Here is a 12,883-nt window from a genome sequence, read left to right on the forward strand (position 1 = left end):
AGTGATAATGAATTTCATTATATATATATTCTTAATGAAAACCATTATCAAGTCAAGGTTTTTTTCAAAAAATTTGGTTATTATCATTAATCACTTATATTCTACGGCCAGCTGTACAGAAAGCTGTCTCAGCTGATCTAAATGCTTTTGGTCATAACGATTCCATGGACCGCTCGGCAGATGCTTGATAATGGCTTGAGCGGCTGCCCTTGTGTTCCTTGTTTGGATAGAAACTGCTGACGGGAGGCGTGTATAAAATCGCTGCTTTTTGGTATAAAAAACAGTATTTTTTTCTCTTTTTAACAGCGTGGAATGATGAATCGATAAGTAAAAATGACGGTCAGGAAAGCCAATTTTTTTATTCATTAATGCATATAAAAACATATCTCGTACTTCTTTTGCCTGCTGTATATTTTCCGATGCTTGAATAAAAGATTGGTATAAATCGCCATTAAGTACCACCAGCGGATATATTTTTTCCTTTTCTTCTGCCAATTTCCATCGTTTCATCTGTCTGCTGCATTCGCTCTGCCAACTACTAATTCCGCTACTGAGCTTTTTATGTTCATCGGTGATTACGTATGCACCGTATTTATCTCTTAATTCCAAAGCAGCGTTTGTTTTTTCCATCGCTTTTGCACTTTCCACACAAATAATGGTCATACAGCACCATCTCCTGTTTATCTGGATGGTATTTCGGTTTCACCGTTAGGTTCGCTTTTGTTATAACGATTTCCTTTCTCTATTTTTAAAGCGTGATTACCTTTTCACCTTTCCTGTTGCTCTGTTCCTTTACAAACTTCACCAAAAAAGAAAAAACAACCCTACATAAAGAACACTTGTTCTTATATAATTGAGAGAAGGAGGGATCACCCATGAACCCAAACAAATTAACGCCAGGATCCAACCTGCGCTGGGAATCCTCACGAATGATTTTACCAGAACACCGCGAAAAATGGCTGAACCATCAAAAACAACAAGCTAAACAAAAAAAACCCGAAATGGACCCGCAGCGCTGGGAAGAACTGGAGTGGATGCTTGGAGACGCTATGCGAAACGATGCCGTGCTTTGTTTTACTTATTGGCGGGATGGTTTTTTCCACAAAATCATTGGCCGCTGCTCTTATATTAATCATGTCCAAAAACAATTTCATCTGGCCACCGGCGATGGCACCGTCTATCTTCGTTTTGAAGACCTTGCTGATATCGCCTGTATCTAGTCCATAAAAATACGCCCCATGACAGCTTCAACTGCAAATGGGGCTTTATGACAGCCATTTGGCGTCTACCTTCTTAAAAAATAGTACGAAAAATCAACGTCATGGTCAAAATCAATCGGCTCGCCTTCACTATCTGTCATTCCATACCCAAACGTCCACTCATCATTGATACCGTCATCTTCTGCATCACCGAACATACCCTCATATTCAAGCGACGGGTCATACGTGTCTTGCGGTGCATCTGATGTGCCATACGCTCCTGCTAACTCCCAGCTTTCCTCCGCATCAAACCGGTCATTTTCCACGTCTTGTACCGTTGTATCAGTAAACCCGCCTTTCCCCGGAATCAAACGCTCTTCCTCTACAGGCCTGTCGTCAATGTTAGGCTCTTGATAAGAATGTTGAATGCACTGCAAAGCGGTTGGCTCTGACTCCAGCCGCTCCAGCGAAATATCTCTTCCACATTTTTCACACGTACCGTATGATCCTTCTTCCATGGCTTGCAGCGCTTTTTCAATACGTTCTTGCTCACGCCGAGAATGTTGATCTAGTGCCATATCTTTTTCTCTTTCATACAATTCTGTCCCATTGTCTGCCGGATGGTTATCGTAGTTCGACAATTCCCCGATCGATTCCCGGGCAAACTCTTCATCTAAACCGAAATGATCGTGATTATGCTGTTGAAGTTCATGCAAACGAGAGGTCAGCTGCTGTTTTAAGTCATGAAAAAATTCATTCGTTCTCACTTGTTTCTCCTCCTTTTCTCTCCCTCTTTACGTAGTATGCTCGAAAGAAAAGAACCGTTGCGGAACAGTTTCTGGTAATGGCTAAAAAGGTTTACGGTTCCTCTCATAATTTGTGCAGATAAGTAAATCCTAAAAGACGGAGGTGAAACGAATGACAACCTGCGATTGTGTTATTATCGGCGGAGGGTTAGCAGGATTGACAACGGCACTGGAAGTAGCTGAGGCTGGCCAAAAAGTCGTTGTACTCGAAGCAGACTCCGTCGTTGGAGGCCGTACAGCATCTTGGAACGAAGACGGCATGCATGTAGAATCAGGATTTCATCGCTATATCGGCTTTTACAGCCATCTGCCCCGTATCTTGAAAAAAGCAGGGGTGAAATTGGAAGACATTGTTACATGGGAAGAAAAAGTAGAAGTGCGTTCTCCTCGGAATCAGCAAACAGTGACGTTAGGAGTTGCCCCTTTATTTGGACCGTTGAAAATGCTTAAAACGATGACAGGAAACCACCCCTGTTTAGAAAATAAAGACATCGTGTCGACCATGCAGTTTTTTTTAAGCGGCTTAAAAGATTATTATCTTCATCCGTCAGCACTTGATCAATGGACGGTGCAGGAATATGCCAAAAAACACCGTCTCACTGAAGCCGCTTTTCATTATATTGTTATTCCACTGAGTACAGGGATTTATTTTCTTCCACCCGAACGATATTCTGCTTATAATTTTTTCGGCTTGTTCGCTGTTGGATTACCGCGCATGTTGAAAATGCGAATTGGGGCTTACTTAGGAGGCATGACAGAAGTGATGTGCAAGCCAATGGCCGAGAAAATTAAATCGTTAGGCGGCGCTGTACATACCAATCAAAAAGTGGAATCATTGCTTGTTACAGAAGACGGCCGTGCCGTAAATGGGGCCAAAACTAGTGATGGAAAAGAATGGAGAGGAGAACACACTGCGGTTGCTGTATCTTTGCACGCAGCGAAGCAATTGCTCAAATCCGATTTCTCCGCACACGAAAGCTTTCGGTCACTATTTGCATTGCCGACCATGGATGCGTGTACGTTTCAAATCGATATGAAAAAACCACTGCTGCCAAAAGATATTACAACGTTTGGTCCAGGAACATGTTTAGCAAGCTTTGCCGAACAGTCGCGCACAACGTTTCAAGATTCGAGCGGCAGACTCTCTATTATTTTAGCTCCTCCCGAACGTTTTACTGATTTATCCGGAGAAGAGACGCTGGATATCGTTCTCAAAGACTTACATGCCATTGGAACACCGCTCAACCGTGATGACATTATCACATACCGTAAAATAGTGCATCATCATGACTTCTACCATTTAGGTCCTGGACATCACAAAATGAGACCCTCACAAAAAACTCCCATCAAAGGCTTAACTTTGGCGGGAGATTATACGATGCAGCCGTTTTTTGCCACCATGGAAGGGGCTGTCTATTCAGGAAAATTAGCCGCTAACTGTATTACCGCAAAAAGTCGAATCTAAGCGCTGTGAAAGGCTCTAGGATACGAGCTTAACGTTTCACAGCCTTTTTCAGTGACGACAAAGCTTTCACTAATTTCTACGCCTAACTCCTCAAGCCAAATACCTGGAATAAGATGAAAAGCCATATTCGGCTTCAGGACGGTTTTGTCACCAGGGCGTAAAGATGCGGTGTGTTCCCCCCAGTCTGGCGGGTAGTTAATGCCAATCGAGTAGCCAATGCGAGAATCTTTACAGAAACCATGTCTCGCAATGACAGTCTGCCATTTTTGTTCTACTTCTTCACACGTGACACCTGGTTTAATATAGTTAAGTACCGTTTCCACACCTTCAATCACCGCTTGCGATAAACGGTTAAATTCTGGTTTCGGTTTGCCGGCTGTGACCGTTCTCGCTAACGGCGCGTGATAACGGCTGCAGCAGCCGGCTAATTCAATAATGAGCGGGTCACCGGCTTTAATGGTTTCATCGGTCCAGCTGACATGAGGTGCATACGTCAGCGCTCCTGCAGGAATCAGCGGCACGATGGAAGGATAATCTCCGCCAAACTGATCCGTTCCGCGTATTTGAGCGTGTGACACTGCCGCTGCCACATCACATACACGCGCTCCTTCTTTCACTGCTGCTACACCTGCTTCCATCGCGCGCGCTGCAATTTCCCCAGCTTTTTTCATATAGGCAATTTCACGGTTAGATTTGATTATGCGCACATTATTAACGAGCAGATTAGCGTCTATAAACGTCAGCCACGGACAACCAGTCTCTAACCGCTCCAGCGCACGAGGGGAAAAATAATATGCTTCCATTTCCACCCCCGCTCGTTTTACGTGTTTTTTGTGCTGAGTCATCCAAGCAGCTAAAACTTCCATCGGGTGTTTGACCGTGGAGTGTACGTATTCGTCACTGTACGACAACAGCCGGCATGGAGACAGCCAGGACGTTGCTCTGGCGCCATTTACATCTTGAGCTCTGCCAAACCAATACGGCTCTTCTTCTTCTAATAAAACAATAACCATTTGAGGAACATAAAACGACCAGCCATCATATCCAGTTAAATAATTCATATTTGCAGGATCACTTAAAAATAAAACGTCGATCCCCTTTTGTTCCATCTTCTCTTTTACTTTTTCCAGCCTGAGCGCGTACTCTTCCTTTGGAAACACTGTCAATGACCGCACAGCCGGTTCCCCCTTCATATCCAATCATAATAACCATCTGCCATAATATTCGTTTTCCAACGTACAAATAGTTGTAGACAGTGGTTTTATATCACTTTATTCTGACCATAAAGGAGTTCATAACCAAAAATTGAAATAAACCAAGGAAAATGAAGGCAGGAGGGGATATATTGAAAAACGTGACGCTTAAGGACGTTTGGGTGGCCAAAAAACGAATTCGCACCTCACTTGCTCCAACACCAATGATATATTCTCAACCTCTCACAGACCACACCGGCGTTCCCGTCTATGTAAAACTTGAAAACTTGCAGCCCACCGGTTCGTTTAAAATTCGTGGAGCAACGAACATGATCACCTCCCTCTCTTCCAGGCAAAAACAGCAAGGGGTTATTACCTTTTCTACCGGCAACCACGGATTTGCGGTGGCGTATGCTGCCAAACAGCTAAGCATTCCAGCAGTCGTATGTGTCTCCAGCCGCGTACCTAAAGCCAAGATTGATGCGCTAAAACAAAGCGGAGCAACACTTCACATTCACGGAGACAGTCAAGACGAGGCTCAAGAGGAATGCTTACGCCTGCAAAAACAAGACGGCTATACGCTGATTCCGCCATTTGATAATCCTGCTGTTATTGCTGGGCAAGGAACGATAGGGTTAGAGATTTTGGAGGACTTGCCTGATGTTCATACTGTTTTAGCTGGATTATCGGGTGGAGGACTTCTCTCTGGTATTGGTCTGACTCTGAAAGAAACAGACTCTCGTATACAAGTGATTGGCTTATCTGTTCAAAAAGGAGCCGCCATGGATGACAGCATTAAAGCAGGAAGACCTGTTGCTGTGCCGGAACACCCGACGTACGCAGACAGTCTGCTCGGCGGGATTGGGGTGAATAATCACTATACCATGCCAATGATCTCCCGATATGTCGATGAGCGTCTGCGTCTTCAAGAGCCGGCTATTGCAAAAGGGATGGCTTATTTGTATCAACACCACCGCATGGTCGTAGAAGGAGCAGCTGCTGTAGGTGCCGGTGCCTTATTAGAAAAAATGGTTATCCCACAAGGGCCTGTCGTTATTGTTGTTACTGGAAACAGTATTGACCCCTTATCCCATTACGACATTGTAGAGCCATATCTGCACTCGAAAACCTGACGTGTACAATTGCGACGCTGGCACAAGGCCAGCGTCTTTTTCTTTTCTCTCCCATGATGCCATTTTATGTTTTCTCTTCTCTCCCTTATCCATCGTTTGCATGCCTGCCCGCATACAAGGAAGCCATTTTATCTCTTTTGGTTTAAAAGTTGTGCAATCTACCCAAAATGGAGACAAAAGGTCAATCCGTAAGAAGCGGGAGGTGAAACGATGTGAATACAGCATTAAAAAGACATTCACAGCCAAAACTAAGTTGGTGGAGAAAACTTTTACGGTGTATGCTGCTTGCCGGTGTATTGTTTACAAGCTCAGCCCTTGTTATTGTTACGAGCGCAATAGTACTAGAAGCTCCCCCTATACAGGTGGACCAAACAACCGTTTTTTATGGGGCGGACCACTCTGTTATTGGCGAGAGCCATCATGGAAACAAACGCTATTGGATTGAGCTTGAAGATATCTCCCCGTCACTAATTGATGCAGTCATAAGCGTTGAGGACCGCGAATTTTATGAGCACAATGGCTTTGATATACCCAGGATTATGTCGGCCATAGCTGCAAACATTAAATCTGGATCCAAAGCGCAAGGAGCCAGCACTATCACTCAGCAGTATGCTCGAAATTTATTTTTAACACATGATAAAACATGGTCACGTAAGCTGGAAGAAGCTTTTTATGCCTTACGGCTCGAGACGCATTACGATAAAGAAGATATTTTAGAAGGTTACTTGAACACTATTTATTTCGGCCATGGAGCCTATGGAATTGAAGCAGCATCCAAGCTCTATTTTGATAAATCAGCTAGTCAATTAACACTGTCAGAAGCATCATTACTAGCAGGAATCCCCAAAGGTCCTTCCTATTATTCACCGTTTTCTTATCCAGATAGAGCAAAAGGACGGCAGCGTGTCGTTTTAGCATCCATGGAGGCGACAGGGGCTATTACAACAACAGAAAGACAACAGGCTGAACAAACAGAATGGGAACTAGAACCGCCCGGGCAGTTAGCAGATGAGCGTACCGGTCCTTATTTTCAAGATCATATTGAACAATTAATAGAATCGACCGACTTAAATCCTCAGCTGATGGAGCGTGGAGGACTGCATGTTTACACCACACTTGATCCTGAACTGCAGCAGTTAGCTGAAAAATGGGTAGAGTTGGAAACACCAAAAGATTCAGATATCCAAGCAGCACTAGCAGTCATAGATCCGCACAGCGGCGATGTGCGTGCACTAGTAGGCGGAAAAAACTATGAAGAAAGCACATATAACCGTGTGATTCATGCGAAAAGACAACCTGGTTCTGCTATTAAACCATTTTTATATTATGCTGCGTTAGAATCAGGATTTACACCGCTTACTTCCTTTCGCAGTGAGCCAACTGAGTTTCAAACAGGCACAGACGGAAATACGTATACGCCTGGAAACTACGGGGAAAAATACGCAAATGATTTTATTGATTTAGAAGAAGCTTTAGCAGTCTCTGATAATATTTATGCTATGAAAACGCACTTATTTCTTGGTCCTGACGCTCTCGTAAATACAGCAGAAAAGGTCGGCATCACAACAGAACTTGATCCTATTCCTTCGTTAGCACTCGGTACGCAAGGTGTACGCATTATAGATATGGCTGCCGGCTACAGTGCTTTAACGAATGGCGGCCAATCGGTAAAACCACGGTTTATTCAAAAGATTACCGATTCCCAAGGAAATGTATTAATGGAACAGAAACAAGAAACCAAACAAGTGCTTGATCCGAAAAAATCCTATGTACTAACAGATATGATGCAAAGTATGTTTGACCTTTCTTTAGACAGTTACACGTCTGCGACAGGGGCTTCCATCGCACATCTTATCGACCGGCCGCTGGCGGGAAAAAGTGGATCCACCGATTATGACAGCTGGATGGTGGGATCCTCTCCCCAATTAACAACAGCGGTTTGGGTTGGATATGACGACAACCGCGAAATGAATCACGCCCAGGAAGGCCAAGTTTCAAAACGCATTTGGGCTCAATTTATGAGGGAAGGCTTAGAGGATGAACTAAAGTTGGCCTTTTCTCCACCAGACGGCATAGTGAAAACAGACATTGACCCAGAAACAGGTTTATTAAGTTCAGAAGAATGCGGACCGTCCCGCACCATCGCATTTGAAGCCGGAACAGAACCAACGAAATCATGTACAGATGAAATGGAAAAAGAAGCACAAGACGGAGAACACCGCGACCAGCATGAAAACAAGCTGCCGGAAAAAGAAGAAAAGTTCTTTGACCGTCTTAAAAAATGGTTCGAATAAACCAAAACGTGCAAGAGCCTATATAGGCTCTTGCACGTTTTGGTGTCCTAGTTATGTTGTGTGTATATTTCTAGTGTATTGATATTTTTTCGAAAGAACAATATATCTATTCATTGTTTCAAAAATCGTTCACACTTTGTTAACATTTTGCACTGCTCTACTCTTCTACGGAAAGCAATTGATGCAGCTTTTCGCTGGAATTCTCCCACATGTCCTTATTAAATCCTTTTAAAAATGCACCCAAAATCTTTTTAGAGTGATCGTCCATATTGTCGACAATGATACGGCCCTTTAGTGATTTATCCATATTATTTACGTGCTCCGGCATGCTTTTATACCCTTTGCGAATCCGCTTATCTCCACGTTCAACCAGTATTTCACATGCTGTCACACCCGCATAAAAGGGATTGCCATTTTCATTGTGATCAATGGTGACCCACACCATCCAATACAAGCGGCCATCTGGGATTTCTTCTTTATCAGGATAAAATTTGACCCGCTTTTCTACTTCTGATCTGGCGTGTAATGCCCCCATGTCTACATAAGCGTCATCATCTTCTGGATCTACAATCACAGGTGACATATTATCTAAGCTTAGCGCCCCGACGCCGTATCCGCCGTGACCATCGGTCGAATCACCGCTCAATATATTAAAACCGCCGCCTTTTCTCTTTTTATCACCTTTATCAAACAAATCCATCGTTTATCGTCTCCTTTTCCAAGAAATAATTGGTGCCAAACACGGTGCGCTTCCCTGTCTAACATGTATTCAACCTCTTTGTCAGGATTTCCTGTCTTTATCATACCTTGTTCCATGCTTGTGTTTCAAAGTATCAATAAGCTCCCATGCTGCTTGAATGTCAATGGAAGAATAGTTCTGGCTTTTTTTTAACGTATGTACCTTGTTTTCTACTTCATTCTTTGGAAGTTCATCAAAATACAACATCGTTGATACTAGTTCTAGAAATTTAGAGCTGTATTCGTTTAATAGTTGAATGATGCCAAGCGCTTGTTCTTTTGGCCATGTCATTGGAAATTTTTCTAGAAAGCTTTCCCCATTTTCCGTTAATGTATAACGATATTGATAATATCCTGCCTTTTCTTCTTTTATTTCCGTCACTAACCCAAGACTGCACAACTCTTCAATTCTTAACGTCAGTTCCTCGGAGTACGGTCCATATATGTGAAAGGTGTATTTTTCCTGCAATGGCAAGTTCATTTTTTTCCCGATATACACAATCTTCTGGAGCTTCTTTCGACCAACAATTTCTCCCGCGTCATTCAACAGCGTCATAATTTTTGCGTGATCCGGCAGCACCCTTAGTCCTCCTTCACTTGAAACATCCCCATTTTTCCTTGTATCTCTTTATTTATTGTTTTGTATCTGTTTTCCCGTCATGAACTTGCAGTATGTCTTTGATTTGTTGTTTTTCGTTTTCATAACCAGGGGTATCAAGCCATTCTTTTGGATAATATAATTTATGATCTGTGCGTTTCTTTCCAGAAATCGCTTCAACAATGTCTGATTCCCTTGATAACTCACGCAGCTTCTTGTCCGGCGTCAATAAATGAATCGGCATTCGTTCTTCATCTTCTTCACCGGGCCGGTAAAAATCATACGGGAGATCAGAAGAAGAATCAATAACCAAATAATACTCCGGGTCCATTCCTGCTTTACGGAATAATTCCTGCAGTTTCAGCCATTCATTCATGACAAAATGCTGATCAAACTCTACGTATTTAAACAAATGTCTGTTCATAAACCGCTGACATAAATCACTTAGTGTGGCATCGTCTTCTTTTTGCCACATTTGGAAATAAAATAACGTCACCGATTCATCTAACTGTAAATAATCGTCTAATGACAGTTTTTTATCAAAAAAACCTTGGAAATGCAAAGGCGGCTGCTTAAAGGAATAGCCGCTTGCTTGTAAATGTTTCACACGCTGCAAAATCTTGCTCAATATTACTTCTGCACTTCTTGTAACAGGATGGAAATACACTTGCCAATACATTTGATAACGGCTCATAATATAGTCTTCCACCGCGTGCATCCCTGTATTTTTAATCACTACTTGATCTTCTCGCGGACGCATGACACGCAGAATTCTCTCCATATCAAAATGCCCGTAACTGACACCGGTATAAAACGCATCACGTTGTAAATAGTCCATCCGGTCCGCATCAATCTGACTCGAAATCATGCTGACAACTAATTTATTTGGATACGTTTTTTCAATCACATCCGCTACTTTTTGCGGGAAATCTTTTCCCATACGTGTCAGCACATGATGTACTTCGGTATCTCCTGTAATAATCTTTCTCGTCCACCACTCGTGATCAGTTTGAAACACTTTTTCAAAGGAGTGGGAAAATGGACCGTGGCCAATATCATGCAGAAGAGCGGCACTCAAACAAAGCAAACGCTCTTCATGCTGCCAATACGGCTTCCCTTCAAACACCTCAATAATGCGTCGCATAATTTCATAGACACCCAGTGAATGGTTAAAACGAGTGTGTTCAGCTCCATGAAAAGTCAAAAATGTCGTCCCAAGCTGGCGAATACGGCGCAAACGCTGAAATTCTTTTGTTCCAATCAAATCCCAAATTAATTCATCACGCACATGGATATAACGATGTACTGGGTCTTTAAATACTTTTTCTTCCTGCAGCTTGCGATTGCCTGTTTTCATGCCAGCTTTCGCTCCCTTTTATCATTCAGTTTTCCTCATTTACAACGTTGTTATTTCTCTTCATTATACCAACCTGCCTCTTTAATAAGCAAAAAGAAAACCGACACACCATTGATTTTTCATATTCCATTAAGAAAAACACAAGCGCCCTGACAAGATATCAGCCTTTTCTATCCATACGAAAACCCCGCTTCCCTTTAACATTAGGAAACGGGGCACTATTACTTATCGTAAACGCAAAAATGTTCAGATGACTCTGGTTCTACTGCGAAGGCGTTTCGACTGCTGATTCTTTGTTCTTTTCTGAACGGTCCACGATATATGCACACGTTGCGTCACCTGTAATATTTAAGGACGTGCGAAGCATATCTAATAACCGGTCTACACCAAGGATTAATGCAATTCCTTCAACCGGAAGACCTACTTGCTGCAGCACCATCGACAGCATGACTAAACCTACACCTGGCACACCAGCTGTACCAATACTTGCTAAAGTTGCCGTTAGAACAACCATGACCAGTTGTGAAAAAGCAAGGTCCATACCATATACTTGTGCAATAAAGATGGTTGCTACCGCCTGCATAATCGCTGTGCCGTCCATGTTAATTGTTGCTCCAAGCGGTTGAACAAAGCTGCTGACAGATCTGCTGATGCCCAAACGTTCCTGTGCCGTTTTCATCGATACCGGCAATGTTCCACTTGAACTGGACGTACTAAATGCCACCGTCATTGCAGGGAAAAAGTTTTTATAAAATTGAACAGGACTCGCTTTCCCTAACGCTTTAATGGCCAAGCTGTACGTAATGGCGGCGTGTACCACAAGGGCCAGTATCACGGTGAGCATGTACATTGCCATTTGCTCCAATCCGTCTATTCCCGCATCACCAATCGCAGAAGCAATTAAGGCAAAGGCCCCGTATGGCGCTGTAAACATAACAATGTTTACAAGAAACATCATTACTTCATTACCTTGTTCGAGCAGCTTTTGAATGCCGGCTGTTTTATCTCCTAGTTTAGCCAGCGCCACCCCTAGAAAAATAGCAATTGCAATAATTTGAAGCATATTTGCTTCAGCCATTGCGTTAACCGGATTGTCCGGAATGATATTTAACAACGTATCCATGATCGGAGGTGCTTCTTCTGCTTGATACTCCGCATTTCCTGTATTAAATGCCCCCTCTTGGCCCGGCTGAATAAAGCTGGCCAGTCCTAAACCAATAGTGAGTGCAACTGTCGTTGTTATAATGTAAAACGCTATCGTTTTTCCACCAATTCTGCCCAGCTGAACAGGATCTTTTAAACTTGCTGTTCCAAGAGCAATGGAAATAAAAACAATCGGTACAACAAGCATTTTGATTAAATTCAGAAAGATTTGTCCTACTGGCTGCAGAATGTATGTATCTGCCGCAGCAAAGATATTGTCTGGAACAAAATTTAAAATAAGACCAGCAATAACCCCTAGCACAAGGGCTGTCAAAATCTTTTTCGTTAAATTTTCCATATCAGCGCTCTCCTCTCTGGTGTTATCTCTGATGACTGTAGAGCGTCGTTCCCCCTTTAAAATTCAGCAAGTGAATTTGTTACATTTTTCAGTTTAGTGTGTTGTTGACTGTAAAACACGCCGCTGCCACTAAGACTTTAGATGCAAATGAAAATCTCGCTGCACGTGTACTAATTTTCTCTATATATTGACGATACAAAGGGCGGGACTCATGTTAACACGTTATGTACCCCTGTCAGCAGAACCAAGCTTATTCCCCGTGGAAACACATTATAAATAGGATTACGTGGCCCGTTGCACTCTTCGTTTGACTTTTTGAATAACTTGCTCTTCATCTAATGCTGCAAATGGACGATTATTTACAAACACAAACACTTTTTTACGACCTGGACCACAATAGGACTGACAGCCAATATCAATTGCAGCGTCTGGATCTATTTCTTTTAATTTTGGCAGCAGCGTCTTTAAATTAGTCGCTTGACAATCATCACATACACGAAACTCATTCACCATTTTTTTCACGTTCCTTTTTCAATGATTTCCTTGCCAAACAAGATAAAAGCTGCTTTTTGCGCAATTTACAGTATATCACACATCAA

12 protein-coding genes are annotated in these 12,883 nt (G+C 42.7%); 4 read left to right on the forward strand and 8 right to left on the reverse strand.

Going from position 1 to position 12,883, the window contains the following annotated elements:
• Nucleotides 1-90: 90 nt before the first annotated feature.
• Nucleotides 91-663, reverse strand: a complete 573-nt coding sequence (locus tag BLT18_RS11485) for a hypothetical protein (protein ID WP_091274070.1) — start codon at nt 661-663, stop codon at nt 91-93.
• 212 nt (nt 664-875) lie between these two features.
• Here BLT18_RS11485 and BLT18_RS11490 point away from each other — a divergent pair, with 212 nt between their 5' ends.
• A complete protein-coding gene (locus BLT18_RS11490; RefSeq protein WP_091274073.1) occupies nt 876-1,220 on the forward strand; it encodes a YolD-like family protein in 345 nt (114 codons plus the stop codon).
• Between the two features lie 65 nt (nt 1,221-1,285).
• On the opposite strand, the gene BLT18_RS11495 is transcribed toward BLT18_RS11490, so the two are convergent.
• Entirely contained in the window at nt 1,286-1,966 is a 681-nt protein-coding gene (locus BLT18_RS11495) for a TraR/DksA C4-type zinc finger protein (protein WP_091274075.1), read from the reverse strand.
• Between the two features lie 151 nt (nt 1,967-2,117).
• Here BLT18_RS11495 and BLT18_RS11500 point away from each other — a divergent pair, with 151 nt between their 5' ends.
• Nucleotides 2,118-3,470 (forward strand): hydroxysqualene dehydroxylase, encoded by a 1,353-nt coding sequence (locus tag BLT18_RS11500; protein WP_091274084.1) that lies wholly within the window; start codon nt 2,118-2,120, stop codon nt 3,468-3,470.
• Here BLT18_RS11500 and BLT18_RS11505 read toward each other — a convergent pair.
• The gene (locus BLT18_RS11505; protein WP_322787570.1) at nt 3,467-4,645 is read right to left on the reverse strand and encodes a M24 family metallopeptidase; all 1,179 of its coding nucleotides are present in this window, start codon (nt 4,643-4,645) and stop codon (nt 3,467-3,469) included. The two genes, BLT18_RS11500 and BLT18_RS11505, sit on opposite strands and share 4 nt — an antisense overlap.
• A gap of 179 nt (nt 4,646-4,824) precedes the next feature.
• On the opposite strand from BLT18_RS11505, the gene eutB reads away from it, so the two are divergent.
• Together eutB and BLT18_RS11515 are read left to right on the forward strand one after the other, a co-directional pair.
• The gene (gene eutB, locus BLT18_RS11510; RefSeq protein WP_322787571.1) at nt 4,825-5,796 is read left to right on the forward strand and encodes a hydroxyectoine utilization dehydratase EutB; all 972 of its coding nucleotides are present in this window, start codon (nt 4,825-4,827) and stop codon (nt 5,794-5,796) included.
• A 212-nt stretch (nt 5,797-6,008) separates the two neighbouring features.
• A complete protein-coding gene (locus BLT18_RS11515; protein ID WP_091274089.1) occupies nt 6,009-8,090 on the forward strand; it encodes a transglycosylase domain-containing protein in 2,082 nt (693 codons plus the stop codon).
• A 157-nt stretch (nt 8,091-8,247) separates the two neighbouring features.
• Here the strand turns inward: BLT18_RS11515 and BLT18_RS11520 are convergent, their stop codons facing one another.
• The 5 genes from BLT18_RS11520 to BLT18_RS11540 form a co-directional block, all read right to left on the reverse strand.
• A complete protein-coding gene (locus tag BLT18_RS11520) occupies nt 8,248-8,790 on the reverse strand; it encodes a YwhD family protein (protein ID WP_091274092.1) in 543 nt (180 codons plus the stop codon).
• 81 nt (nt 8,791-8,871) lie between these two features.
• Nucleotides 8,872-9,408: a YwgA family protein gene (locus BLT18_RS11525; RefSeq protein WP_091274095.1), complete on the reverse strand. Its 537-nt coding sequence runs from the start codon at nt 9,406-9,408 to the stop codon at nt 8,872-8,874.
• A 52-nt stretch (nt 9,409-9,460) separates the two neighbouring features.
• Complete coding sequence (locus BLT18_RS11530) at nt 9,461-10,783, reverse strand: HD domain-containing protein (protein ID WP_091274098.1); 1,323 nt, start codon at nt 10,781-10,783, stop codon at nt 9,461-9,463.
• A gap of 262 nt (nt 10,784-11,045) precedes the next feature.
• Complete coding sequence (locus BLT18_RS11535; RefSeq protein WP_091274102.1) at nt 11,046-12,284, reverse strand: dicarboxylate/amino acid:cation symporter; 1,239 nt, start codon at nt 12,282-12,284, stop codon at nt 11,046-11,048.
• Between the two features lie 282 nt (nt 12,285-12,566).
• Entirely contained in the window at nt 12,567-12,797 is a 231-nt protein-coding gene (locus tag BLT18_RS11540; RefSeq protein ID WP_091274105.1) for a DUF1450 domain-containing protein, read from the reverse strand.
• Nucleotides 12,798-12,883: the final 86 nt, after the last annotated feature.

The sequence above is a fragment of the Alteribacillus persepolensis genome, assembly GCF_900099605.1.
Taxonomy (GTDB): Bacteria; Bacillota; Bacilli; order Bacillales; family Marinococcaceae; genus Alteribacillus; species Alteribacillus persepolensis.